The organism is Pseudoalteromonas sp. T1lg76, assembly GCF_002964725.1.
In the GTDB taxonomy this organism is placed as follows: domain Bacteria; phylum Pseudomonadota; class Gammaproteobacteria; order Enterobacterales; family Alteromonadaceae; genus Pseudoalteromonas.
This window is the reverse complement of sequence record NZ_PQCE01000022.1, coordinates 41,952-68,942: the sequence shown is the minus strand read 5'-3', so window position 1 is coordinate 68,942 and position 26,991 is coordinate 41,952. Positions and strand designations below refer to the sequence as shown.

Sequence of the window (26,991 nt, the reverse complement as noted above, 5' to 3'; positions counted from 1 at the left end):
CCGCCTTTGGATGAACCAAAACGCCGGTGGTGTAGTATCTTTGCTTATGATCATAACCAGCTGAGCGCTTGCAGTAGCGCATCAAACAGGAGCACGCATGTTAAATATGGATTTTGCCGAGAAGTTAGCGATTAAAACGGCAGCGCAACCCTGGCTGGCAAGCCCAGCTAAAGGGGTGTGGCGCAAGCCATTGGAGCGCGAAGGCAAAGAGTCTGGGCACACCACAAGCATAGTTAAATACGAGGCGGGCTCGCGTTTTAATCCGCATCCTCATCCTCTGGGCGAGGAGATCTTTGTGCTTGAGGGGGTGTTTTCAGACGAGCACGGCGATTACCCGGCGGGCACCTACATTCGTAATCCGCCTAAGAGTGTGCATGCGCCCTTTAGTAAAGAAGGCTGCGTGCTCTTTGTGAAGCTCAATCAGTTTGATGAAAAGGATACGCAAACAGTGCGCATCAACACCCGGGCAACACCCTGGCAACCGGGGCAGGGTGGTCTTGAAGTGATGCCACTGCACACCTTTGAGCATGAACATACGGCCCTGGTCAAATGGCCCAAGGGCGAGCGCTTTGTGCCTCATAAGCACTTTGGCGGCGAAGAGGTTTTAGTGCTTAGCGGCGAGTTTATCGATGAATTCGGTCATTATCCGCAGGGCACCTGGCTGCGCAGCCCGCATATGAGTGAGCACACGCCGTACGTAAACGAAGAAACGGTGATCTTGGTGAAGGTAGGGCATGTGCCTTTTCGCTATTAGCCTTGGCGCAATACCTGCGGCCCCGGCTAGGTGGTTCAATTAAGGAACCGGCGCTGGTTTTGCACCCGTTTTTATTATCATGCTGCTTTTAACACCGGGATATATCTGGTTAGATAGGGCTGCAAACGCATTGCAATAAAGACAATAAGTAACAACGCAATGTGATAAGTTTCGAATGAAACGTCGGCAGATGTTCAGGTGCTGCAGGCCTGGTGTATCAGTTGTCTGCCTATCGGCGTGATCTTATAAATAAAAAATAATCGAGGTAACAATGAAATCATTAATTCACTTTCTTGCGGCAATCACGCTTGCGTTTAGCTCTGCGGTCTTTGCCCATGTCGATTTGAAAACCAGCGTGCCCGCTGATAAGGCCACGCTAGCGCAAACACCCGAGCTGTTATCACTCACTTTTACCAAAGAAGTGCGCCTGGTAAAGGTATCACTAAAAAATGCGCAGGGTGAGGCCATTAAATTTGGCTTTAAGCCCACTAAGGAAGCGAGTCTTGAGCATTCCTGGGCACTTCCTGAACTTGCGCCCTCAAGCTATCAGGTTGATATGATTTTTCTTGGCCAAGACGGCCATAAAATGAAAAGCAGCGTTAGCTTTGTTGTGAACTAAGCAGGGTTAATACCCAGTGATGGACGTGTTTATCTGGAATACCATCATTGTGCTAGCGAAAATGGCCTTTTATGCAGGCTTTGCCGGTGTTGCCGGCTATGCCTTCTTGGGTCAGGTGTTTGCCCATGAACAGGACCCCGTACGGCCAGGCGTATTGAGCGGCATTTGCCTGCCATTATCTCTGGTTCTGCTTGCCTTTGTCGGCAATGTTGTTTGGTTTTTTGCCAATACCGGTGCCATGGCAGAAGACGGCATTGGCGGCGCATTCGATAGCTTTATCCTGGAAATTATGTGGGATTCATCCATAGGTGACGCGACCCAGGTGAGAGCCCTGGGCTGCCTAGCTGCCTTAGGGGCGGTGATGCTATTGGCTTGCTCTGCCAAAGCCACATTAGTTAAATGGGCGCGCCATGGCCTGTTTGCTGCCAGCTTATTAATGCTTGCCTACTCCTTTACCTTGGTCGGGCATGTTTCTGAGTTAACGGCGCTAGAAAAAGCGCTTTTAATGGTGCATGTTGTGGTGATGGCCTGGTGGTTTGGGGCCCTGTATCCGCTTAAACATGCCATTGAGGTGCTCAGTGATGATGGGCTAATAGCCCTGATGAACCGCTTTTCACGGCAGGCTAGTGTATTGGTTGGGGTTTTACTCTTGGCCGGGGCGTATTTGGCGTTTCAATTGCTCAGCAGCCCTCAGGCACTGTTTGCGTCGAGTTACGGACAAACCTTACTGCTTAAGCTAGTGTTAGTGCTGTGTATATTGGCGCTGGCCGCCAGGCACAAGTTTATACTCGTTCCTCGGCTTAACAACCCGGATGGGCGGGCGGTGTTAGCTAACTCCATCACTCTAGAGATGGTCATCGCAGGGGCCATTTTGGCCGTAACCGCTTGCTTAACCAGTGTGGTAGGCCCTACTAACTAAAACAATAAAAAGAGAAGCATAATGAAATTACTATCGGCATTTTTATTCCTACTGGCAACGACCAGCGTTGCCGGCCAAGCCCAGGGTGGCGATGAAAAAGACGCGAAACTGTTCAAAGGGTTGGACACACCAGCGGCCAAGGCGGTGCTAACCTTTAAACAGGCCCTTAAAAGCGGTGATAAGGCGCTCGCCACGGCACAGCTTGCCGATGATATTATTATTTTCGAGGGCGGGCGCGTAGAGCGCAGTGCCGACGAATATGCGCATCATCATATGTTATCCGATATGAAATACCTGAAAATGATGGAATCAAAAACACTGGAACATCAGGTTGAGGTTTTTGGTAACACCGCGGTTTCTGTTTCACGCAGCCATACCAAGGGCACCTATAAGGATAAGCAATACGATTATGAGAGCATGGAAACCATAGTGCTGGAGCAACAAGACGGACAGTGGAAAATCAAGCATATTCACTGGTCTAACTAAGCCCTGGCGCCACTAGAGCCCTGAGCCTGACTGCCAGGCCAGACGCACTCGCAAGTGATTGCGTTCAAGTGATTATCTTGATGCATAACGCTAATAAAAAAGCGCCTTAAGGCGCTTTTTTATTGCTCTTGCTCGCCATTGGCGCAGGCAAGCGCTAAATGGCCGTGAGGCTGTGCTCCAGCATGGCCTTAATCTGGGCCACAATTTTTGCTTCCACTTCAGGTTCAAACTGGGCGATACGCGGGGTGTGAATATGCCCGGTGGGAATGTCGGAATTGAGCTCGTTGCGCAGGCGAATACTGCGATAGGAGATCTCGTTCGATAAATAGCCGCCACCGCCGCCGTTTACCGCAACGGCGTTTTTAAGCTCATCCAGGGTCTTGGGCTCAAAGGTTTTCTCCAACGTGGTGACCTTGTGGTTGTCGATGATTTTATATGGGCCCTTGGCCTGTTGCATTTGCGTTACCGGCAGGCTGAACTGCACAAACTCATCGCCAGGTAAGGGACGGCCATTGAGGCTGGAGATTTTCGGTGCCGTTTGCGTGCCGCCATAGACGATATTGGCGTTATCCGGCGCGGTAACACTGCGGCGCTTGCCGGGGAAGCGCTCAAGGTCGAAGTCTTTACGGCCCATGCTCACGGTGACACCATATCCACGTTATTCAGGGCGTAATAGGGGGCGAGGATCTCTTCAATCAGACCCTGGTCAAAATCCTCATAGCGTACCGGGATCATCACGGTGTTGATTTCCGCTTGCACACCCTTAAAGCTTATCACCTGGCCATCGAGGAGCAGGGCGGCCGCGCCGGAAGGGTTACTCTGGTTGATGTTTTTATCGAGCAAGAAGGGATCAAAGCCGGTCAGGAGAATTTTTTTCTCTGTGCCCTTAGTGTATTCAAGGTCATCACGGCCACGGCTGCCGTGCTCTAACAGAGCCAGCAGGGTGGCTTGCTCAGCAGCGCTCATCGCAAATGCGGGCTTAACCGAGCGCATTACTTTGCTGGAGTGCAGCCGTGCCCAATAGAGCTCGCGATCATCATAACTTACGCTGCTGGTAAGGCGTTGCTTGGCGCTTTGCCAGAGTTCGCTGGCATGCGCTTGCACCCGATCTTTTGCTTCGGCATAGCTTTTGGCGCCTTGCCACTGCTGTTCAAATTGACTGATATCAGCGCTAAAGGCGCTTAATACCTGAGGCATGGCGCTGGTGGCTTTTTCAATGCGCAGCTCTTCAACCGTAAGGTTGGCCGCAAATGCTGGTAAGGTGGATAAAACAAGGCCAGAAGCCAGAAGTGCTTTGATCATAGTGGTCCTATACAGTGTCAATGCCTAGTTGGATGCTTGCGTTACTATCCTATGTCTCATTGCCCAGCGCAAATAAATCAGCCGGTTGTTTTGGTGCGCTGATGATTGAGCATTGCTGCGGTATTACCTACAATAGCGGCACATTTATAAATTAAGAAAAATCATCATGACAGACACAAATGCAAAACCGGCTATTCCAGACATGCTTTCTATCAACCCGCGTAGCAAGTTCTACAACGAAGAAATTCTACAGCATGAGATTGGCGTGCGTTTTAACGGCAAAGAGCGTTTCGACGTAGAAGAATACTGCATCAGCGAAGGTTGGATTAAGGTAGCCTCACCTAAGGCGCTAGACCGTCGCGGCCAGCCACTACTGCTGAAAAGCAAAGGCACGGTAGAAGTTTTCTATCGCGAATCGTAAGGATTCATTTTGATTTTAAAAAAGCAGGCTGCAATTGGCCTGCTTTTTTGTGAGTGCAGTTTGGGTAAACGCGTGATCCCTGAGCAATTATTGAAACGTCGGGCATACTTTGACGTTGGGCGGGGATGCGTTTTATTTATCGGTTCGTCCAGAGGTGCTACTCTACACCTATCGGAGTTTAAGTGAGTAATAAGCATGATCAATGACAACGACATTATTGAAACCCTGGAAGAGCTTGAAGCGTTTTTACGTTTAGTTGAAAGTGGTGCTCTGGGGCTGGAAAACGCCACGGGAATTGCCCTGGCGACCAATAATGCCGATGGCCGTCCCTTTGTAGCCGTGCTGGACAACAATCACCAGCTTCTATATGGACGTTGGGTGAGCGCCTATGTGTATGAAAATGGCAAAGAAATGATCCAAAACGCACCGCAAAGAAGACACTAAGTGTGTTCTGCTCGGCGACCGACAATATGTGTTAGGCCACGGGCGCACAAGCAAGCGATACAAAATAAGCCGGTGTGATTAAAACTTCACGCCGGCTTTTTATTGGTGGTGAATTTGCTAACGCTTTCGCTAGTTGCTTTATCTACAAAGCATTTACTTTACGCAAAAAGTAGCTTAGTCTTTTTAGGTTATTCAATTTGAGAGTGTTATGTTTAGACTGGTTTCACAGGTATTAGTTATTGCAGCCGTGCTGATTGCTCTGCTTGGGCAGGCATTCGCCTATTCTGCGATGACATGTGAAACGGCTATGGACGCTCATCAAGCTCATGCAGCCATGAAGATGGTGACCGATCATACCCAGATGCAGCATCATCAAGGCATGGAACATGGCGATACAACCATGAATTCAGCTATGATGGACGACTGCTGTGAGGTGCAGTGTGTTTGCCCGACAAACGCCTGTACATCGGTAACCCTTGTTAATTCCTCTACCGCTATGGCCGACGTAATTGCCGTCAGTGAGGCCGTCATTAGCGCCACCTCTGCGCAGCCAAGCGCAATTCAAACGTCTCTTTTTCGCCCCCCCATTTTTGCCTAACACAGGGTTAATGCGTCAAAAATCTGCTCAAAGATGATGAGCACTTTTGTGATAATGCACGTGTAAACGTGTTGAAAAGCCAGCATTTGCTGGGGGCTAAAATGATTAAAAAGTTTTTAAAAGTAGCAGTGTTAGTACTGCTTTTACCGAGTGTTGTTCATGCCAATGAACGAAGCAATGGCAATGATGTTTTAGAGCTGTTGGTGTACAAAACACCGACCTGCGGTTGCTGTAAAAAATGGATCTCCCACGTCGAGAGTGAGGGGTTCATTACCTATGCCAAAGACTATCTGGATATCAGCCCGGTCAAAACCAAGCTTGGCATCGCCGCCAATTATCGCTCCTGCCATAGTGCCATTTCACGCGATGGTTTTGCTTTTGAGGGCCATGTGCCGGCCAAGTTTATCCGGCCATTTCTAAAAGAAGAGCACGCCGATGCCATCGGCCTGTCGGTTCCCGCCATGCCCCTAGGGTCACCCGGCATGGAAGTGGGTGACAGGTTTACGCCCTATCAGGTGCTTATCCTCTACAAAGATGGCAGCAGCAAAGTCTACGCACATGTTAAGACCTATGAGGAGCAGTTCTAATGACTAGCTATCCTGTTAGCCTTGCTACCTGGCTGTTAGCTATCGCCGTGGCCGCGAGTTCGCAGGCGGCGACGGCGCAGCAAGCGATCACCCTTGAACAAGCGGTCATGATGGCGCAACAAAATGACCCTTGGTTGCATGGTAATCGCCTAAAACAGCAAGCCATTGAAAACAAGAGCATTGCCTCGGGTGCTTTGCCCGACCCTCAGGTTTCCCTCGGTTTAATGAACCTGCCGGTAGATACTTGGGAGTTTGAGCAAGAGGGGATGACGCAAGTGAAAGTCGGCGTGACGCAAATGTTCCCTCGCGGTGATAGCTTGCAGTTAAAACAAAGCCAGCTTGAGCTCGAGTCGACCCAGTACCCGCTGCTGCGCGCGAACCGTAAAGCGCAGCTTCAAAGTAAGGTATCAGAGCTGTGGTTAGACGCTTACCTGGCGCAGCGCACAATAGAGCTTATCAAGGGCGACAGAGCGCTGTTTGAGCAAATTGCCGAGGTGGCAATGATTAGCTACTCCAATGTGATTGGTAAGACGCGCCAGCAGGATGTTATTCGCGCCGAACTGGAAATTGTGCAACTCGAAGACAGGTTGACGGTAGAAAAGCAAAAACTCGATACCCTGTTGGCGCAGCTTAACGAATGGCTGCATATCTACCATGAAGATGAGTTTGCAATCACATTCGATGACGACCCAAGCACCTTCGCTTTTGAGGTATCAAACCAGTTGCCTACACTGCAGCTGTTAAATGCTGAACTGTTAAAGGCATCCGATTATTCCCGCCAGCGCCTTGCCGGCGAGTTGGCTTATCATCCCGCCCTCATGGCCATAGATGTGAAACAGCAGGTGTCAGAAAAAGGCGTGCAGCTGGCCGAGCAGAGCTATAAGCCCCAATGGGGTGTCAACGCCGGCTACGGCTACCGGGGCGATATGCCTTCCGGCGACAGTCGCGCCGACTTTTTCTCTGTGGGCGTTACCTTTGACCTGCCGATTTTCACCGAGAATAACCAGGATAAACAAGTGGCCGCCTCAATCGCCGAGTCTGAGTCGGTAAAAACAGAGAAGTTACTGCTGCTCAAGCAAATGATCAGCGCCGTGGAAAAAGAGCTCAAGCAGTTAAAGCGCTTGTCCGACAGAAAGGCGCTCTACGGCGAGCTGTTACTTAAACAAACACAAGAACAGGCAGATGCATCGCTCAATGCGTACACCAATGATGATGGTGATTTTGCCGAGGTCGTTCGGGCCCGGATCGCCGTGTTAAATGCCCGTATTTCGGCACTTAACATTGACGTTAACCTGCTTAAAACCGTTGCCCGAATCAATTACTTTATGGCTCGCTACCAACCACAACAGCAAACCAACAGCCAGTCCATACATACACACCGAATTGGAGAAGAATAATGTCGTCTAACAACAAAACGATTATCGCCGTGATCATTGGTGCCTTGATCGGAGTCGGGGGCATGAGTTTGTTTCACAGCCAAGAGTCTGACACTAGCGGAACAGTCGCCGACTCAGGGGAAAAGAAGCCGCTTTATTGGGTGGCGCCCATGGACTCCAATTACCGTCGTGATCAGCCAGGTAAATCACCCATGGGGATGGACCTTGTGCCCGTGTACGAGGAAGAAGAGTCGGGCAGTGATATTGGCCCAGGAGCGGTAAAAATCTCTCCGAACGTGATCCATAATTTGGGCGTGCGCACCGCGCCGGTGCAAGTGAAAACGATGCAAACCAATATCTCCACCGTGGGCTACGTCCAATATGATGAAGACGAACTGATCCATATTCACCCCCGTGTTGATGGCTGGATAGAAAAGCTCTACGTCAAAGCCGCCGGTAACCCGGTGGATAAAGGGCAGGCGTTATACACCCTTTACTCGCCACAACTGGTCAATGCCCAGGAAGAGTTTCTGATCGCCTTAAAGCATAGCAGTGGCTCTTTGGCCGTTGCAGCCAGAGAGCGTTTAAAGGCGTTGCACATGTCTTCGGAGTTTATTGATGAGCTGGAGCGTACCGGCAAGGTGCGCCAAACCGTTACTTTTTATTCGCCACAACAAGGGGTTGTGGATGGCTTGCAAGTGCGTGAAGGGTTTTATGTGCAGCCCGGTACCACGCTGATGAGTATTGCCAAGCTGGATCAGGTGTGGGTCGAAGCGGAGGTGTTCGAGCGCGATGCCGATGTCATCAAAAAAGGCCTGCCGGTGTCGATGACACTGGATTATTTACCCAGTAAAGAATGGCACGGTGTGGTTGATTATGTTTATCCCACCCTTAACAGCCAAACGCGTACCCTGCGGGTGCGCTTGAAATTTGATAATCCAGGCTATTTGCTTAAGCCGAATATGTTCGCGCAGGTGTCGCTGCAGGCAGAGCAAACCGGCAATACCATGGTGGTGCCAAAAGAATCGGTGATCAGAACCGGACAGCAAGATCGTGTCGTGCTGGATTTTGGTGACGGCCAGTTTAAATCGGTTGCGGTAACCCTAGGTCGAGTGGGCGAGAACGAGGTGGAGATACTAACGGGTCTTGAAGAGGGCGATGTGGTGGTGACCTCAGCGCAGTTCTTAATTGACTCGGAATCAAGCAAGAGCTCGGATTTCAAACGCATGTATCACGACGAAGTGCCTACATCGGTATGGATGGAAGGGGAAGTGAACAGTGTCATGGCGGGTCATCGCATGGTGAACATCACCCACGGACCGGCAAAAGAATGGGACTGGCCAGAGATGACCATGGACTTTACCGTGGCAGACTCGGTGGATATTGACGCCTTAAAATCGGGTCAGACGTTGCATTTTGAAGTAACCAAAACCGATGACGGCGGTTATGAGCTAACCGGTATTCACATCATGACCGAGCCCGAGGTGTCCAGTGCCACCGTGATGGGGGTGATAAACCTTGTTGATGCGCAAAACCGCATCATGAACATCAGCCGCGGACCAATTGAAAAGTGGGGCCGCCCGGCGGCGACCATGGACTTTATGCTTGCCGAGGATGTCGATATTTCTGCTTTTAACGTCGGCGATGAAGTGATGTTTACCTTTGAAATCAGAGACGACTTTGTCATCACCGAAATCTCTCTCGCTGATAATACGCAACAGCAAGATGCTGTTGATCACTCAGCGCATTAAGTAGAGGGAAGTAGTTATGATTGAATCAATAATTCGCTGGTCGGTAGGCAATCGTTTCTTTGTCTTGCTGATCACCCTGATCATAGCCTTTGGCGGCTTGTACTCGCTGAAGAACACCCCGGTTGATGCCATTCCGGATCTCTCCGATGTGCAGGTGATCATTAAAACCAGCTACCCGGGGCAGGCGCCTCAGGTGGTCCAGGATCAGGTCACCTTTCCGCTGACCACGGCCATGTTGTCGGTGCCCGGTGCACAAACGGTGCGCGGTTTTTCTTTTTTCGGTGACTCCTATGTTTACATCATCTTTGATGATGACACCGATTTGTATTGGGCACGCTCGCGGGTGCTGGAGTACCTAAGCCAGGTGGCTTCTAGCCTGCCGGAGACGGCCAAACCGCAACTGGGCCCGGATGCCACCGGTGTGGGTTGGGTGTATATCTATGCCTTGGAGGATAAAAGCGGTAACCATGATTTAAGTCAGTTGCGCAGTATTCAGGATTGGTTCTTGAAGTATGAGCTGCAAACCGTGCCCGGCGTTTCCGAAGTGGCGGCCGTGGGCGGTATGGTGAAGCAGTACCAGGTGCAGGTCGACCCGGATAAGCTGCGCGCCTACAACGTACCGCTGGCGCAAATTCAAGTTGCCTTGCAGCGCGGTAACAAGGAAACGGGGGCCTCCGTGGTCGAGCTGGCCGAAGCCGAGTATATGGTGACCGCCACCGGCTATATTAAGTCGGTCAGTGACATTGAAAAAATCCCCCTGGGTATAAATGAACAAGGTACGCCGCTGCGTATAGGTGATCTGGCCAATGTCAGCCTGGGGCCGCAAATGCGCCGTGGTATTGCGGAATTAAACGGCGAAGGCGAAGTGGTTGGCGGCGTAGTGGTGATGCGCTTTGGTGAAAACGCCCAACAAACCATAGATGGGGTCAAAGACAAGCTCGAATCCTTGAAGTCGTCGCTGCCGGAAGGGGTTGAGATTGTCACTGTGTATGATCGCTCCAAACTGATCGAAAGCGCGGTTGATAACCTTTGGAGCAAGCTCGCAGAAGAACTGGCCATTGTGGCACTGGTCTGTGTGGCCTTCCTGTTCCATTTACGCTCCTCCATTGTCGCCGTGGTTACCTTGCCGCTGGGCATTTTGGTGTCCTTTATCATCATGTATATGCAGGGGATCAATGCCAATATTATGTCCCTGGGCGGTATCGCCATTGCCATTGGTGCCATGACCGATGGTGCTATCGTGATGATAGAAAACATGCACAAACACATGGAAAAAACGCCCCTGACCAACGAAAACCGCTGGGAAATCGTGGCCAAGGCCGCCTCCGAAGTGGGGCCGGCGCTGTTCTTTAGCTTGCTGATCATCACTGTGTCTTTCCTGCCGGTGTTTATTCTTGAAGCGCAGGAAGGGCGTATGTTTGCGCCGCTGGCGTATACCAAAACCTATGCCATGGCGGCGTCTGCCGGTTTGGCCATTACCCTGGTGCCGGTATTGATGGGTTACTTTATTCGCGGCAAGGTGGTCTCGGAAAAGAAAAACCCGCTCAACCGTTTGTTGATTGCCACCTATAAGCCTGTGCTGGCGCAGGTGATGAAGTTCCCGAAACTCACCCTGGTGCTGGCCCTTGCCTTGACCCTAGTGGGATTCTACCCGGTAGACAAAATTGGCAGTGAGTTCATTCCGCCTTTGGATGAAGGGGATTTGATGTACATGCCAACCACCTACCCGGGTATTTCCATTGGTAAGGCCCGGGAGTTGTTGCAGCAAACCGACAGGCTGATCCGCACCGTGCCAGAGGTGGAGACTGTGTTCGGTAAAGTTGGGCGAGCGGAAACGGCGACGGATCCGGCGCCGCTGACCATGATAGAAACCTTTATTCAGCTTAAACCGCGCGATCAGTGGCGCGAAGGCGTAACCACCGAAAGCCTGAAAGCGGAATTTGATAAATTGGTGAAATTCCCCGGCCTAACCAACGCCTGGGTGATGCCGATTAAAACCCGTATCGATATGCTGGCAACCGGCATTAAAACCCCGGTGGGGATTAAGGTTGCGGGGCCGAGATTGGATGTCATTCAAGACATAGGTCAGCAAATTGAGCAGCTCTTGCCTCAGGTGCAAGGAACCGCCTCGGTTTACTCCGAGCGCGTCGCCGGCGGCCGTTATATCAAGGTGGATATCTCACGGGAAAAAGCGAGCCGCTTCGGGTTAAACATTGAAGATGTGCAGCAGGTGGTTTCGACCGCCATCGGCGGCATGAATGTGACGCAAACCATCGAAGGCCAGGAGCGCTATCCGGTCAACCTGCGTTATCCCCAGGATTACCGCGACTCGCCGGAGCAGCTTGCTCGCCTGCCCGTGGTGACACCAAATGGACAACGGATTGCCCTTGGCGATGTTGCCGATATTCGTATCGAGATTGGTCCGCCGGGTATCAAGAGTGAGAATGCCCGTATTAACGGCTGGACCTTTATCGATATCGCCGATGTGGATGTGGGCACCTATGTTGAAAATGCTAAGGCACATTTGGTTGCCAACCTGGATTTACCCGCGGGTTACTCGATCAACTGGGCCGGACAATATGAGTACATGGAGCGAGCGAAAGATAAGTTGACCTATGTCTTGCCACTCACCCTGGCCATTATTGTGGTGCTGCTTTACTTAAACTTCAGATCCCTTGTTGAGGTCGGCATCATTATCATCACCCTGCCCATGGCGATGATCGGCGGCCTATGGTTGATGTACCTTGAGGGCTTTAACTTCTCCGTGGCCGTGGGTGTTGGCTTTATTGCCTTGGCCGGGGTCGCGGTTGAAATTGGCGTGATTATGCTGGTGTATTTAAACCAGTCCTATAAGGAGGCGAGGGAACGCTGTAAAGAGCAGCGCATCGCCTTTGATAGAGCACAGCTGACAGCGGCCATTATGGAAGGGGCGGGCATGCGTATTCGCCCGGTAATGATGACGGTTGCCACCATTATCATCGGCCTAATGCCCATCTTATATGGTTCGGGAACCGGCTCCGAGGTGATGAGCCGTATTGCCGCGCCCATGGTGGGCGGCATGCTCAGTGCGGTGTTGCTGACCCTGCTGGTCTTACCGGCGGTCTACTTTATCTGGCGCGTTCGCGCCATTGAGGCAGACAAAACACCGCCCTTTAGCCTGCTAAAAAGCAGCCGAAAATACCACAAGTGGCTGATGCTGTTCTTGGGCTCTCAGTTTGTGATCTGGTCGGTTACCGGGGCCTATATGGTGTTTTTTGACATAGATTATGTGCACGGCGACACCCTGGTTCACAACCATCAGACCAAGGTGGCGGTGCAGCAGGTCAACTATCCCATGAGCTCGTTAAGGGCTCAGTACACGGGCTTGGAGAAGCTCTCGTTGGGGATGCACCTGGATAAACCCGTGTATCGCTTTGTGCAGGACGATGTTCACTATTTGGTTGATGCCAACACCGGCGTCTTGCTCTCGCCTCTGGGCAAAGACGAAGCCGTAAGGGTAGCCAAGTCCGAGTACACCGGCAGCGGTGACGTTGAAAGTGTTGAATACATAGACGACAACCCACCCTTTGAGTTGAGTCGACGGGTGCACAATGCACTGCCAGCATGGCGTGTGAATTTCGACAACCTGGGCAGCCCGGCGCTCTATATCTCTGCCCGCAGCGGTGAGGTGCTGGCCAAGCGACACCAATGGTGGCGCTTGTTCGACTGGATGTTTAGATTCCACGTAATGGACTACGAAGACAGTGAAATAGACAATCAATTGCTGTTTTGGGTGACCCTGTTTAGCATCTTGGCCGCCCTGGCCGGCATGGTGCTGGTGTACTTTAGGGTGTTCAAAAAGAACGAAGAAGAGCATGCCTTAACGCAAGACCTCCAACAAAAAAATCAACTACAACGAGGTGATGTCTAATGCAGTGGATACGATCAATACACAAATGGACCTCCCTGGTCGTGGGGGTTCAGTTTATGCTGTGGTTAGGCAGCGGCTTTTATTTTAACTTGATGGATCACCATAAGGTCGGCGGTCATACCTATCGCGCCCACGCGCATGACCAAGTGCAGATAGATTCCTCGGCCTTGGTCGAACCAAGAAGCGTGCTGGAAAAAGCCGAGCCCAGTGTGTCGCTCAAGCAGATTGCACTGCTCGGTCAGCCCTATTATTTGCTTACCCATAAGCGCGGCCTGTACCCGTACTTTGAAAACGAATACAGCCTGTTTGATGCCTATCGGGGTAATGAGGTGAGCATAGATGCAGCCTTTGCCACGCGCCTTGCCAAACAATCTTACAATGGCCCGGGCAGCGTCGGAGAGGTGACCCTGCTGCAGCCACCCCTTGAAGACTTTCCCAAGCAGAAAAATGCCGCGTGGCGGGTGAACTTTAACGATGATATTCAAACCAGTGTCTATATCGAGGCGGGGTCGGGCCGCGTGGTCGGGCATAGCGATGCTCATAAGCGCTTCGCTGATATCTTCTTTATGTTGCACTTTATGGATTACGGCAATGAGGGCAGCTTTAACAATATCCAGATTATTCTGTTCGCCTTTGTTACCTTGTGGTTGTCGCTGTCGGGGCTGATCTGGACCTTAGATCTTATTCGCCGTGGACAGTATAAGGTCGCCCTGCTGTCGAAGCGAACGTCGGTGAAAATATTCGATCACGAGCAGCAGTTGCTTGATCAGCTTGAGCTCTCTACGGCGACGAATCTGTTAGATGGGCTCGCGGGCCATGATATTTCCCTGCCGTCTACCTGCGGTGGCGGTGGCACCTGTGGGCGTTGTAAGGTGTTGATTAACCCCGCACCTAAGGCTACCTCCGCCGACCAGCAACACTTCTCGCAAGCTGAGCTGGCACAAGGCTTTAGGTTAGCCTGTCAACACTTTAGTGACGATGTTCAAGACATGACCTTGTTCGATGTCACCGATGCCAAAAAGGTTGAGCTGACCCTGGTGGGCAGTGAGTTTGTAACCCCGGATATCAAGGAGTTGCGATTTAAAGTTCAGGGGCCGCCATTGGCTTATAAAGCCGGTGCCTTTATGCGTTTCTTTATTCCCGAAGGGCAAGTACCCGCAAGGCCGCACTATATTCCAAGCGATTATAAAGCGTATTGGGACGAGGAAGATAATAGCGAGTACCCCAGAGCGGCTTGCTCACGTAACTACTCACTGACCTCGGTGAGCCAGTTAGACGAAGAGCTGGTATTTGCCATTAAATATCATCGCGCCCCGCAACAGGGCGTGCCGGCGGGCTCGGGTTCCAGTTATCTATGTAACATGGCGCCAGGTGACACGGTTGATGCTTTGGGTCCATTCGAAGAGTTCTATGTTGACCAAGACCCCAAGGCGCCCATTGTGGTGATCGGCTCGGGCTCTGGTATGGCGCCGCTGAGAGGAATCATCAAGGAGCTACTGTTGGCCAACAATAGCAAGCAGGAAATTCACTTCTACTTTGGTGCGCGCCATGAAGAAGACCTGCTCTATCAGGAAGAGTTTTTTGCCCTTAGCCAGCGCTTTGATAATTTCCGTTATACCCCTGTGCTATCGCAAGCAGGTCCGGATTGGTTAGGCGCCACCGGCTATGCCCAGCAGGTGTTGTTCAATAATATGAACAAAGAAGCCCTGTTAGCCGCGTACTATTATATGTGTGGGCCTAAAGCCATGATGGATGAAACCATAGCCACCCTGGTTAATATGGGCGTCGATAAAAACGTTATCCACTTCGATAGCTTTAGTTAGGGTTAAGTGAGTCAATCAGCGATAAAAATGAGCCGAGTAGGTAACTACTCGGCTTTTTTGTGGCTTTACTTTAGCGAGCATAGGTCGACACGGCGTTTGGCCTAGTGGCCGGAGGTAGAGGCGGATGTGTTCAGGGCTAAAAGGCGTTCCTGCAAACGCACAACATTGGCTGAGTTCAGACGATAAGGGTTACACGGAAACCAGTTTGCCGGTGAGTTTAAATGCATTACCCGAGTGGTAAAGATTAGCGAAACTGACGGTGTTACTGCCCGAGGTGGTTATCCGGGTGAGTTTTAGGCAGGGATCGCCATCGTTCATTCCTAATTGGTGTTTTAGGATTTTGGGTGGGGTAATGGCTTCAATTGAGATTTCGGCACTGGTCACAGGCAACTGGGTATTGAGGTATTCATTACAGGTGATACGGGTAAAGTCCTGGTTGAAAAAATCGGGCACTAGCTCGGCATTGACATAGCGCTCTTCGAGCTGAAAGGGCTTACCATCTTCTTGATGTAAAATCACCACTCTTACTACATCGACGTAAGTGTCCAGCTTTAACAGCTCTAATAACTTGTCCGTGGGCTTCATCAGCACCTTACTAAGGACAAGGCTTGAATGCTGATGGCCGCGCTCTTTAATTTCATCGGCAATGTTTCGAATTTCCAAAAAGGAACTCTGCACTTTCTTTGGCGCGACAAAGGTGCCAACACTGGGTCGGCGATAAAGCAGTCCGTCGGCGACCAGCTGTTCTAACGATTTTCTTACCGTCATACGACTGCTGTCGAGCAACTCGGCTAGGTCGTTTTCAGATGGCAGCTTTTCGTTCTCAGCCCAAGTTCCGCTATTTATCTTTGAGATTATAAAATTGCTGATTTCTTTGTATTTTGGAACTTGCATCGCTTACAACGTTATCCATGTGTATAAGGTGTATTTATTTAGTGAGATGTAGGCTTCACCATAGTTAAAGCCTACATCACTATTTGTTATAAGCTCTTAGAACTTATAATTTAAACGGACAAAGCCTCTGCGACCAATTAAATCGTAGGTCATAACGTCCGTATTGGCGTCATTCCAAGACGTTAAGTAGGGCGCCTTCTTGTCGAATATATTATCTATCCCCGCAGACAGCTGCAAATCGTCATTAATACGATACGAGCCTTGCACGTCTGTATAAGTGACCGAGCCAACGGATTTACCCAGTGGATCGAAATCACCGCCATTCACATCATCCGCAGAACCTATATATCGTACCGACAGCCCCGCTGACCATAAATCCGCCATGACCATAAAGTTAAAGTTACTGCGCCATTTGGTGTAGCTACCTTGATCTTCGGTGATGAAACCTACTTTATCGATTGTAGGTTGACCGGCGAAAGGCGTGCTTTCATGTTTTAGCAGGCGAGTGACATCTAAACTGGTTTTTGCATTTAACCCTGCAAGGTCAAATTTATAGTCCATGTTGAGGTCGACACCCGCGACATTTTCTGTCGCCGCATTCACCGGACGCTGGTTAATCTCAGTGACCTGTCGGGTCAGTGGATGACGGGTAAATGTACCACAAAACTCTGAATTACCTACAGGATCTTCATAACATAGCTTTAACATATCCGAGCCGTTGACCGAGGTAATGGCGCCGTCAACTTCAATATCGAAGTAGTCAACCGTCATCGAAAAGTTGTCTAGAAACTGAGGTTGCCAAACGATACCGGCGGTGAGTGTGTCTGCTTCCTCTGGACCAATGTCCGGGTTGCCACCTACATTGGTGAGTACCGTGGTGCCGTCCTGAACGAAGCCGGCAGGCACATTATCGGCCAAACAGTTTTGCGCTATGGCGCCGGTTGCATTCTCACACGGGTCTATGGTTCGCAGGTTCTCGCCGTTGGTGCCGCCGAACTGCTCGGTAATGGCCGGTGCGCGGAAGGCGGTAGACTTAACCGTGCGCAGCATCAGGCTGTCGTCGATTTTCCAGGTAATACCCAGTTTATAGGTGGTCTCCGGGTCAAGGGTGTCGTAATCCGAATAGCGCATGGCGAATTCGGCATCGACTTTTTGGGCAAAATCCAGATCCGCTAAGAGGGGGGCCGAAAGCTCGAAATAGGCTTCGGTAACGCTGAAGTGACCGGAGATTTCATCCTCCAGGCCATTGGCCAGTACCGTGGAATCCGGGTCACGCCAACCACTTTCCCAGCGTTTTTCGACACCTACGGCCACCGCAAGGGCGCCATAAGGAAGTGCAAATGCCTCACCGGAAACGTTGGCGGTCCAGGTGCGCATTTCGTTACCACCCGTGCCTTCGCGGCGGTATTTAACATAGTCGATGACTTCGGGTGTGAGCTCATTCACACCGAACCAATCTCCACAGGGGATACCATTGCTGTTGTCGTAGGTACAAATACTGTCATCCAGGGTTTGCTGTGCCTTAGCTGGGTCGATATCAAATGTCCAACCATCTTTACCCGTGTTGCGGCCATAGTTGTAGGCCACATCCCAATACCAGCCATTGTCCCATTCGCCTTCAAGGCCCAAGACGATTCGTACCGTGTCTGTTTCTTGGAAAAAGAAAGGGGCGCCTAGTTCGGTGTTGCGGCGGCGCTGGAATTCAACGTCTTGGCCGGTTGGGTTGTAGCGGAAATCGGCATCAACGCTGATGCCACCAAAGCCATTGCGCGGCGTTACTATTTGGCTTGCCTTGCGCTTGGTATACATGGCTTCATAGAATAAGCGGGTGTCATCATTAATACGGTAATTGGCAAAATTGGCGATGCTGATGCGTTCTAGCGGACTGACCGCGTTTAGGTAGGGAAGCCAGTCAAACCCATGCTCTGCACTGTTGTATGGACCAAAGTCGTCGCCATAGGTTGCCGTGTCAGGATTTTGGTTGAATTGTACCGCCGTACCATCGGGTAAAAGCGCTCGGCCGCCCTCTGTGGTGCCGCTGCCGAAGCACACCAGTTCACTGTCTTCGGTGCCAAACACAGGACAATCGATACGATCGGATTGGCGCACGGCTTCACTGTTGCTGTATGTTGCATTGACAAAGAAGTTGCCCTTATCGAAATCACCACCCAGGCTCAGGCTGACGTCTTGACTTTCACCGTCACCGTCATCGGCCATACCTGCTTTAACGTCTAACTCGGCACCATCAAAATCATTTTTAGTGATGATATTGACTACACCGGCCACTGCGTCTGCGCCATATACCGCAGAGGCACCGTCCTTAAGTACTTCAATGCGTTGAATGATTGAAGTCGGGATCATGTTTAAGTCAACCGAGCTGTTAGCACCCGTACCACCGGAGACAATGCGTCGTCCATTTAACAGCACAAGCGTTCTTTTGATCCCCATACCACGCAAGTTAACTTGAGCCGTGCCATAACCGCCGCTGGTCCAATAGGCATTTGTTTGGTTACCCGCAACACCGGCAGAAAAAGACATCTCTTGTAAGAGGTTTTCAACATTGGAAATGCCGGTGGCAAGAATTTGATCCGAGGTGATCACGCTAACCGGGCTGGCCGCTTCCATATCCGTTCGCTTGATTCGGCTACCGGTAATTTGGATCTTCTCAATATCCGCTTCGTTCTGTTGATCTACTTGCTCATCTTGTGCGTGCACCGTATGGGATGCAAGAAAAGCCAGGCACAACACTTTGGCAATAGGTGATAGTTTCATAGTAACTCCGATCTAGTTGATTCTATTAAATTTATTGTTCTCAGATCCTGTTTAATGGCAGTGTAGAGCAATACCAATTTAATCCCTGCTGTATATACCGCTCTTTTTTTATACATTAGGGTTGCGGTATATACAACAGTTCATTTACCGGTTTTTAACAATTGATCTCAAAAATTTTTCAAGATGGGCTGTTATCCTGCTATCAGGCTATTTTCAGGGGGGGAGTTGATGAAGCAATTACAAGCTGGCGCTTACTGAGGTCCTTGCCGTTTAAGCCAAGGGCGCGTGTTGATATAAAAAAGCCCGCAGCTGCGGGCTTTAATTTATGTTCTAACACTAATTGTTATTTTTGGGCGCATAGACTGTGGTTTGCGCCGTACTGGTGTTGCCACTGAGATCGCTGCAGGCCAGGTCGATGGTGTAGGTGCGACCGTCGCCTGAGCCTTCTCGCTCGGCGCGCAATTGCACGTTCAAAGTAGTGCCGGTTTGGTTGGCATTCCAGGACCAATCGGGCTCGGTACTGCCATCGCCCTTGCCATCGCTGCTCTCATTGCTGCTGATATCGGTGACGCGGCATACGGGGACGCTGTTGTCGCAGACATCGTTGACCGTAAGGGCGATCACCACGTCAATCATTTCATGGTTTGGCGGCCAGAGGATATGCGGTGAGGCCAGGATGTCGTTGAATTGTGGTGCCAGCGTATCCTCGACCTTAACCGTACTGGTGCAGCTCGAGGTCAGCGTCTGAGCATCGGTGGCGGTGTAGGTGAGCTCGGTGATCCCCAAGGGGAAAGACTGGGTTGATGGCTGACTTAGCGCCACCGTGGTTGAACAGAGATCTGACCCGGCTGCCGCGCCTGGGGTCACGGTTGCAGAGCGGTTGCCGCTGCACTCGGCCACTATGTTTTGCGGGCAGTTAATCTGTGGGGGCACGGTATCGACTATTTCCACCAGCTGCGGTGCCGTGGCTTTATTATCGCTGCCATCGGTGGCGGTCCAGGTGATGGTATTGGCGCCAATGGGGATAATATTGGGGGCATCGTTGCTAATAACTGGAGTTAGGTCGCAGATATCTGCGGCACTTGCCAGCCCGAGTTCTGGGGAAGCACCTTGGGGTGAGGTGCATTCAAACGCGAGCACATCGGCGGGGGCGGTAATTTCCGGTTCCTGAGTATCCTGTATGGTCACGTTAAAGAAACAGCTTTCGGAGTTTCTGCCACTGTCCATCACAGCGCAGGTTACCTGATTGTCTCCCACGCTAAAGAGCGAGCCTGAGCCTGGAATACAACCTTGGAAGGTGGCCACACCACAACTGCCATCGCTCACGCTGGGGTCGGCAAATTGTGCCTCGGTATCAGGCCCGGTGCACTCTTTAACCACCTGTGCCGGACAACTAATACCCGCTGGTACGCTGTTATCTCCCTGGCATAAATTGCTGCGAGGGCAGGTAAGCTCCGCCGCGGGACTTTCGGGTAAAGGGTTACCGTATTTCAACGCGGCGATGCGCAGGGCACGCTCCCACACGCGAATATACTGCTCCGCCGACTCAAACAAGGCATCGTTATAGGGTTTGGCAAGACCGATATTTTCCATGTCTTTCACCAGGTCGGGCAGCAGACCCACATGGGCCAGTCCATCGACATTGAAGTCAAAGGCTTTAAATCCGCTTAGTTGCTTATCAAATGCACCATAGCCGTCGAGGGTAAAGGGGTAGATAAGTTTATTGTTTTCGCGCAGTTGGGCGCTGCGTTCTACATCGGCGCTGGGTGCCAAAGTAGGAATATCACTGCCGCAGGCATTAGCGCCAAAGCGAGGGCCAACATGACCGGCGACGCCATTAAAATCACTGCCCAAAGCCACGGGGCCGCCCATCACATCCACCGCATACTGATAGGCTTGGGCAAAGGTTCTGGAAGAATGACGGCAGTTATCCTTGATGGCTACGCCAAAAAGCGGCTCTGAGTAGGGCAAGGTGACCTTATAGCCCTTGATTGCCGTATCTTGCACATCGTCCTTGGTCATGGCCGCTATCATACCGCCACCATCACGAATGGCTTCGAGTTGCTCTTTGGTGCGCATGCGCTCATGACGGCCCTGGTTGCCACCGAACGTACGCTGGTGCAAATCAAAAAACTGCACATGGCTGGCCACCAGGGGATAGTAGGCTAAGGGATTATTTTCATCGCCCGCATACAGGCGTGTCAGGGCCAGGGTGTTGTCCAGGGACTTACGGGACATATGGTCGATATCTATGATCATGCCCTTATCCATCAGCGCCGAAAATAACTCACTACCTAACCCGCGTTTATCCGGACCTGGGCCGGTGTCGTTGAGGTTCAGACCATAGCGGTTGCACGCGGGGTAAAGGGGATAGATGGGGCGCACGGGCAGCTCGGAGTCAAAGCCGATAGCGCCGATTAATCGTTTTAACAGGTCGTCGAAGGGCCCACCGGACAGCCGGCTGCCATACTCACCATATCCCACACCACAGTCTTCTATATGCCACCAGCGCTGCTCCGAATAGGCATTACCGACGGCGATAATGTCGTTCCAGGTGGCGGCGCCGCCAAAGGCATTATCGAAATTATGAATAGGGAAGAAGTGGCGTACGCCCTTGTCGAAGTAATGATTCACCGCTTTTGTCACCGTGTCTATGGGCTCACCAAGCTCGTTGCGCATCAGCTCGCCATTGCTGTCGCGCATATTGGGGCAGCTGGCTTCGGGACGATTGCTATTTTGTTCTTTACAGTTAAAGAGGTTATCCACCTCTATGCCCAGCACCACGGCGAGCTTGCCTTCACTTATAACCTGGCGTGCTTCTAAGGGGCTGGTGACGATACGGAACCAGCCTTCTTTGGCGCCCGCTTCGCCGGCACAAAAGCCGGAGGCCGGGTCGGCAGCACAGTTTTCATCGATAAAGCGTTGGAAATCATAGGCGGCCTCTATTTGTGCGTCTATGGGACCCATGGAGTTGGCGCAGTCGCTGCCTTCGGTGGACTTGCACAGCGCCTCATTGGTGACCGCCAACATGGTGGTCAAGCGCATACCGCCACGAAACGCACGTTCCACCCAGGGGTAGTACATTTGCTGGTGGGTGGTAGTGGTCCAGGTCGGCCAGTTATTGAAATACGGAGGCGCACCCGTACCGACCGAGCCGTCCTTGGTGCCGGCGCCGACGGTATCGCCGTTAATCAAGCCCTCGAGTATGGTGTGAGTGCCGTGGATGTCGAGATCTTCCTGTTGCGACATTGCTGAATTAATGCTGTTACTTGCATCTAGGGTAAATTGACCAAAGTCATCAACCGGGGCCGACTCACCGGCAAAGGTCCTGCCACCATGGGCTAAATGGGCAAACAGGTGGTTATGCAGGTCGGCGTAGCCGCGCAGGGCACAGGTTCGCGGCTCCTCGCTGGCGCTCCAGCCCGCTTGCGGTTCTTCGATGGCGACACTGCCGACACGTGCACAAGTACCACTGGATTGCGAGGGAATGCCGCCCAGCCAGTCGGCGGGATCAACCGTGCCGCAACTGCAATCCCCGGAGCATCCGGGTATTTCGGTTAAACCAGAATTACACGCGCCGTTGGTATTTGGTTCGCCAACACAGCAGGCTCTTTGTCCTTCACCGCCGCATTCGGTCACCGGCGCACAGGTGTGTTGAGCAACTTGCCCCGTGGCTATGCTGCCACCACAATAACAATTACCGGCGCAGCCAGCGACGGGAACTAACCCTGAGTTGCAGGCGCGTAGCTCACCCGAGGTGGTGGTTTCCGTCAGGCCATTGCAGCAGGCTCTTTGTCCTTCGCCGCCACAGGAAGTGGTGGCTTTACAGGTGCCCGATGCCTGAATGCCAAATGGATTTAGCCCGCCGCAGGTACAGTCTCCGGAGCAACCCGCGACTTCAACATTGCCGTAATCACAGGCCTGGCCAAGCCAGACCTCAAAGGTACCGGCACAGCAGGCGCGCTCGCCATCGCCGCCACAGCTGCTCGCGGCGTAGGAATTGGGAATATACAAACAGGCCAGTAATAAGGTAACACTCGCCATTATATTGAGTTTGCGTAAGTGGTTACGTGTCTTTCTAGTTGCGCCTTTTTCGGCACTGGTTAGTAAAAGGCGAGAGCAGGTGCAGGCACACCTGAGCAGCAGTGAAATCAACATAAAATCTCCTTGAGGATGATTCTTTTGTCGGCGGATTTCACTTCAGTTTGTCAGGCAGACTTGGTGTCAGTTTGTCGGGCAGACTTCATTCAGCCAGCAATGTTTCAACGTGGCTATAGCTATAGTTGTTTATTGCTGTTTAGTAAAGAAATGCAGCGAAAGACCAATATTCGGCTGGGTTAATGGCTTATTTAATTGATAAAACAGTATGTTACCGCCGTTGTTGATAAGGATGCGACTGGGTAACAAGGCTGCGAATAGGTCTTTCTAAAGCGCAATAAAGCCGCTTTTATAACCTTAAGACAAGGGCTTAGGGGTGGCAATCAGGCGCTTTAGTAATTTGCTTACAAGCTATAACAGCGGCCCTATTTTTCTACCTAACTGGCGAATCCCAGCCAATAAACGCACTCAAGCTTACCCTTTTATTTTAATTAATTGATTTAAGTTTGACCTTGGTCCTACTCACAGGTCTACACTTTCATCGACAATAGCGATAAAACGAGCGGAAGCAGCGGAACTTGCTAGTAACGTGAGTTTTGGGGTGCGAATAAGGAGAACTAAGTGAGTGAGTCGAACGTAAATCAACAGCTGCTTATCGAAGGAGCCGGCTGTGCCAGCTGCGTTGGTAAAATAGAGGCGGCGCTGAAAAAAACGCCGGGCGTGGTAAGTGCGCAGATGAACTTTGCCGACAGAAGCGTGTTGGTTACCGGCACGGCCTCAACCCAAGCCTTAATTGCCGCCGTAGAGTCGGCGGGCTATAACGCCAAGGCGGTGCAAGAGCAAAACGATGAAGACTTGCTAGGTGAAAAAGAACTTGCCGATAAAGCCTATTATAAAAAGCTGGTCAGGGATACGGTGATTGCCTTGTCGGTGGGTGTTCCATTAATGCTGTTTGGCCTGCTTGGCGGCGATATGTCGGTCACCACATCTATGCAACGCGCAGCCTGGTTAGGCGTTGGCCTGCTCACCCTGGCGGTAATGTATTTTTCCGGTAAGCATTTTTACACCGGTGCCTGGAAAAGTTTTAAAAACCATAATGCCAATATGGATACCCTGATTGCCCTGGGCACGGGCACCGCCTGGCTTTACTCCATGGTGGTAGTGGCCATCCCCGAGGCCATTCCCCCCATGGCGCGGCATGTGTATTTTGAAGCCACCGCCATGATCATTGGCCTGATTAACCTCGGTCTGGCACTGGAATTAAAAGCCAGAGGCAAAACATCCGAGGCCATTAAGCGCCTGATTGGCTTACAGGCCAAAACCGCGACCGTGATCCGCGATAATAAAGAAGTACAAATTAATATTGCCCAGGTCTTGCTGGACGATCTGGTCAAGGTCAAACCCGGCGAGAAAATTCCCGTTGATGGTGTGGTCAGTGAAGGCCATACCTTTATCGATGAGTCCATGCTGACCGGTGAGCCCATGCCCGTTGAAAAGTCTAAAGACGATGAAGTGGCGGCTGGCACCATCAATACCTCTGGCTCGATACAGTTTCGGGCCACCCGGGTGGGTAAAGACACGGCGCTGGCGCGCATTATCAATATGGTTAAACGGGCGCAAAACTCCAAGCCGCCCATCGGCCGTTTGGCCGACGTTATTGCCACCTATTTTGTGCCCGTGGTGATGATCATTGCCGTACTGACGGCTCTGGCCTGGTTGAACTTTGGCCCCGAGCCAGCACTGGCACTGGCCATGGTCTGCGCCACTACCGTGCTGATCATCGCCTGTCCTTGTGCCCTGGGCCTGGCAACGCCCATGTCGGTCATGGTGGGGGTGGGCAAGGCCGCCGAAGCGGGAGTGCTAATACGTAATGGTGAAGCCTTGCAAACCGCCTCAAAAATCACCGCCATGGTGCTGGATAAAACCGGCACCATCACCGAAGGAACCCCTCAGGTCACCGACCTGGTGATTGCCGACAACCATCAACAGCAGGAGGTACTGCAACTGGCGGCGAGTCTGGAGAGCGGCTCCGAGCACCCGCTCGCACAAGCCATAGTGAGCAAGGCACAAGAGCAGGACGTTGAATTGCTGCCCGTTGACTCTTTCAAGGCCCTGACCGGCTTAGGGGTGGAAGGGCGCTGCGATAATAAAGCCTTGCTCTTTGGCAATGCCAAGCTGATGCAGCAACAGGGAATTACGCTGGGGGATTTTAGCGAGCGCGCCCACGACTTGGCAAAACAGGCCAAAACCCCGATGTTTTTTGCTATCGATGGGGAGCTGGCCGCCATTATTGCCGTGGCCGATCCGATCAAAAAGGACTCCATTGCCGCCATTGAACGCCTCCAGGACAATGGCATTCGTGTCATTATGCTGACCGGTGATAATCAGGACACCGCCGCTGCGGTGGCACATAAAGCCGGCATTAAAGAGTTTTTTGCCGAGGTACTGCCCGAAGACAAGGCCAATAAGGTCAAAGAGCTGCAACAGAGCGGTGAGCTGGTGGGGATGACAGGCGATGGCATTAACGATGCGCCGGCACTGGCCTTGGCCGATGTCGGCTTTGCCATTGGCACGGGCACGGATGTGGCCATCGAAAGCGCCGATATCACGCTAATGCGCGGCTCCCTGCATGGCCTTGCCGATGCCATTGCCGTGAGCAAGGCGACGTTAAAAAACATTAAGCAAAACCTCTTTGGTGCCTTTATTTATAATGTTGCCGGCATTCCCATTGCCGCCGGTGTGCTCTATCCAGTTTTTGGCATGCTGTTGAGTCCGGTGATCGCCGGTGCGGCCATGGCCTTTTCCTCCCTCACTGTGGTTAGCAACGCCAACCGCCTGCGGTTATTTACTGCGCATAAGGCAAAGGAGAAACAAGCATGATCATCATCAACATTCTAGGACTGGCACTGATCGCCTTGATAGTATGGTGGTTTTGGCTCTACAAACCGACCCAAACCCGGGTGCAGGAGCAGTCGCTGACCATAGAGGTTAAAGACGGAGTCTATACTCCTTCGGCGATTCAGGTGACGGCACATCAGACTGTGACCCTTAATTTCTTGCGCAAGGACCACTCGCCCTGCTCGGAAATGTTACTGATCCCAAGCTTGGGAGTCAGCGAGCAACTGGAGTTGGACAAGTTAACAGCTGTTACGCTGTCCGACCTGGCTCCGGGAGAGTATCCATTTCACTGCCAGATGCAGATGTATCGTGGCACCTTAACCGTGGTGTGACGGCCTTGATTCAAGTTAGTCGGTGATGACTAACTTATATTCTTGCGCAGCCATGGCAGCGTCTCTGATACGCACGGCGATAAAATATTGCTCACCATCCAATAATTGCGGGCCAGTAAATACATGGCCCAGTTCATTGGGTGTTTCTGTGCTATCCAATAACACCTCATTGGCGTTATAGAGCTCGATGTAGAGGTCGGGGCCATTGTAAAACGGCTGGGTACAGGTGCTCGGCGTTGAACACAAATAGATACTGACGGTGATTTGACCATCCATAATAAAGGCGAATATATCGGCTTTATCGCTTGCGGCGTCAAGCTCTCCTGTGATCAACACGCCATTACTGGGACTGAGAATAAAGGGCGTGGCCTGCTCAAATTCATTATTGGGCTCTCTTTCTTGCAGTGACTGGGTCGTCCAGTTTTTACTGATAAAGTCATCGTCAATGATGCCGTTATCCGGGTCGACGTCGGGCACGTTACCGTCTTCCTCGCAAAACACTTCTCTCGTGCATTGGCCGGTATACCAGGCTATGGTCAGGGCGATACCAAAAGGGTCATTAAAGGCGGAGGCAGGGCAGTAATATAGGCTGGTCTGGGTGCATATTTTGACTGGAGGGGCGCTGTCGCCGTCACTGCCACCACAGGCAACGAATAAGCTGCAAACTCCAAGAACCATAAGGCGAATAACAAAGGCTGAGCGAGTCATAGGGCGCTGTTTCTTAGTTGTTCAATCATTAAAGTATAGTTGGCTTTAAGTTAATGCATCGGCGCTAAGCTGTTTGGCGGCGCGGTGCAATTAGAAATGAGGAACACAGGGCGATGTCGGAACTGGGTTATGGTGAGAATAGAATCTATCGCGCGCACCTTGTACCTTTGTAAAGTACATTGTATGTTGACTATGAGCATTAACTGATTTCATAGCGTGAAGATTTAGGTAAGGCTAGCCTAGGTAAAGGAAAGCTAGACCAAGGTCTTGTATCCGTATTGGGGTCGTTGTAATAAGTT

At 51.6% G+C, this 26,991-nt stretch carries 18 protein-coding genes and 2 pseudogenes; 15 read left to right on the top strand and 5 right to left on the bottom strand.

Annotation, left to right across the window (positions count from 1 at the left end; all coding sequences use genetic code 11):
• Window positions 1-97: 97 nt before the first annotated feature.
• From C2M35_RS08895 to C2M35_RS08880, 4 genes are all read left to right on the top strand, one after another.
• Complete coding sequence (locus C2M35_RS08895) at window positions 98-754, top strand: cupin domain-containing protein (RefSeq protein WP_105265134.1); 657 nt, start codon at window positions 98-100, stop codon at window positions 752-754.
• A 271-nt stretch (window positions 755-1,025) separates the two neighbouring features.
• Window positions 1,026-1,373: a copper resistance CopC family protein gene (locus C2M35_RS08890; protein WP_105265133.1), complete on the top strand. Its 348-nt coding sequence runs from the start codon at window positions 1,026-1,028 to the stop codon at window positions 1,371-1,373.
• A 19-nt stretch (window positions 1,374-1,392) separates the two neighbouring features.
• Window positions 1,393-2,292 carry a copper resistance D family protein gene (locus C2M35_RS08885; protein WP_105265132.1) on the top strand — a complete coding sequence of 300 codons (900 nt, stop codon included), beginning with the start codon at window positions 1,393-1,395 and terminating at the stop codon, window positions 2,290-2,292.
• Window positions 2,293-2,313: 21 nt separating this feature from the next.
• Complete coding sequence (locus tag C2M35_RS08880; protein WP_105265131.1) at window positions 2,314-2,778, top strand: YybH family protein; 465 nt, start codon at window positions 2,314-2,316, stop codon at window positions 2,776-2,778.
• Between the two features lie 154 nt (window positions 2,779-2,932).
• On the opposite strand, the pseudogene C2M35_RS15920 reads toward C2M35_RS08880, so the two are convergent.
• A pseudogene (locus C2M35_RS15920) lies at window positions 2,933-4,080 on the bottom strand (hypothetical protein).
• A gap of 166 nt (window positions 4,081-4,246) precedes the next feature.
• Between C2M35_RS15920 and C2M35_RS08870 the strand changes: the two are divergent.
• The 9 genes and pseudogenes from C2M35_RS08870 to C2M35_RS08835 all read left to right on the top strand — a co-directional run bounded on the left by C2M35_RS08870 (window position 4,247) and on the right by C2M35_RS08835 (window position 14,990).
• Window positions 4,247-4,501 carry a DUF3297 family protein gene (locus C2M35_RS08870; RefSeq protein ID WP_105200915.1) on the top strand — a complete coding sequence of 85 codons (255 nt, stop codon included), beginning with the start codon at window positions 4,247-4,249 and terminating at the stop codon, window positions 4,499-4,501.
• 195 nt (window positions 4,502-4,696) lie between these two features.
• Window positions 4,697-4,945 carry a hypothetical protein gene (locus tag C2M35_RS08865; RefSeq protein ID WP_105213109.1) on the top strand — a complete coding sequence of 83 codons (249 nt, stop codon included), beginning with the start codon at window positions 4,697-4,699 and terminating at the stop codon, window positions 4,943-4,945.
• Window positions 4,946-5,153: 208 nt separating this feature from the next.
• A complete protein-coding gene (locus tag C2M35_RS08860) occupies window positions 5,154-5,543 on the top strand; it encodes a hypothetical protein (RefSeq protein WP_105265130.1) in 390 nt (129 codons plus the stop codon).
• A 101-nt stretch (window positions 5,544-5,644) separates the two neighbouring features.
• The gene (locus tag C2M35_RS08855) at window positions 5,645-6,130 is read left to right on the top strand and encodes a DUF411 domain-containing protein (RefSeq protein WP_105265150.1); all 486 of its coding nucleotides are present in this window, start codon (window positions 5,645-5,647) and stop codon (window positions 6,128-6,130) included.
• Window positions 6,130-7,527, top strand: coding sequence for a TolC family protein (locus C2M35_RS08850; protein ID WP_105265129.1), 1,398 nt, complete (start codon window positions 6,130-6,132; stop codon window positions 7,525-7,527). The genes C2M35_RS08855 and C2M35_RS08850 overlap by 1 nt, the downstream gene beginning before the upstream one ends.
• The gene (locus tag C2M35_RS08845) at window positions 7,527-9,257 is read left to right on the top strand and encodes an efflux RND transporter periplasmic adaptor subunit (protein WP_105265128.1); all 1,731 of its coding nucleotides are present in this window, start codon (window positions 7,527-7,529) and stop codon (window positions 9,255-9,257) included. Before C2M35_RS08850 ends, C2M35_RS08845 begins: the two co-directional genes overlap by 1 nt.
• Window positions 9,258-9,273: 16 nt before the next feature.
• Window positions 9,274-12,381: pseudogene (locus C2M35_RS08840) on the top strand (efflux RND transporter permease subunit); the annotation flags it as partial.
• Between the two features lie 69 nt (window positions 12,382-12,450).
• Window positions 12,451-13,167, top strand: a complete 717-nt coding sequence (locus tag C2M35_RS15780) for a PepSY domain-containing protein (RefSeq protein WP_325034838.1) — start codon at window positions 12,451-12,453, stop codon at window positions 13,165-13,167.
• On the top strand, window positions 13,167-14,990 hold the full coding sequence (locus C2M35_RS08835) for a 2Fe-2S iron-sulfur cluster-binding protein (protein WP_105265127.1): 1,824 nt from the start codon (window positions 13,167-13,169) through the stop codon (window positions 14,988-14,990). Before C2M35_RS15780 ends, C2M35_RS08835 begins: the two co-directional genes overlap by 1 nt.
• 189 nt (window positions 14,991-15,179) lie before the next feature.
• On the opposite strand, the gene C2M35_RS08830 is transcribed toward C2M35_RS08835, so the two are convergent.
• The 3 genes from C2M35_RS08830 to C2M35_RS08820 all read right to left on the bottom strand — a co-directional run bounded on the left by C2M35_RS08830 (window position 15,180) and on the right by C2M35_RS08820 (window position 22,814).
• Window positions 15,180-15,884 carry a UTRA domain-containing protein gene (locus tag C2M35_RS08830; RefSeq protein WP_105258904.1) on the bottom strand — a complete coding sequence of 235 codons (705 nt, stop codon included), beginning with the start codon at window positions 15,882-15,884 and terminating at the stop codon, window positions 15,180-15,182.
• 96 nt (window positions 15,885-15,980) lie between these two features.
• On the bottom strand, window positions 15,981-18,656 hold the full coding sequence (locus C2M35_RS08825) for a TonB-dependent receptor (RefSeq protein ID WP_105265126.1): 2,676 nt from the start codon (window positions 18,654-18,656) through the stop codon (window positions 15,981-15,983).
• Between the two features lie 336 nt (window positions 18,657-18,992).
• Complete coding sequence (locus tag C2M35_RS08820) at window positions 18,993-22,814, bottom strand: HYR domain-containing protein (protein WP_105265125.1); 3,822 nt, start codon at window positions 22,812-22,814, stop codon at window positions 18,993-18,995.
• A gap of 561 nt (window positions 22,815-23,375) precedes the next feature.
• On the opposite strand from C2M35_RS08820, the gene C2M35_RS08815 reads away from it, so the two are divergent.
• Window positions 23,376-25,634, top strand: a complete 2,259-nt coding sequence (locus C2M35_RS08815; RefSeq protein WP_105265124.1) for a heavy metal translocating P-type ATPase — start codon at window positions 23,376-23,378, stop codon at window positions 25,632-25,634.
• Window positions 25,631-25,984 (top strand): cupredoxin domain-containing protein, encoded by a 354-nt coding sequence (locus C2M35_RS08810; protein WP_105265123.1) that lies wholly within the window; start codon window positions 25,631-25,633, stop codon window positions 25,982-25,984. Before C2M35_RS08815 ends, C2M35_RS08810 begins: the two co-directional genes overlap by 4 nt.
• Before the next feature lie 15 nt (window positions 25,985-25,999).
• Here C2M35_RS08810 and C2M35_RS08805 read toward each other — a convergent pair whose 3' ends face one another.
• A complete protein-coding gene (locus tag C2M35_RS08805) occupies window positions 26,000-26,692 on the bottom strand; it encodes a hypothetical protein (RefSeq protein ID WP_105265122.1) in 693 nt (230 codons plus the stop codon).
• Window positions 26,693-26,991 lie beyond the last annotated feature (299 nt).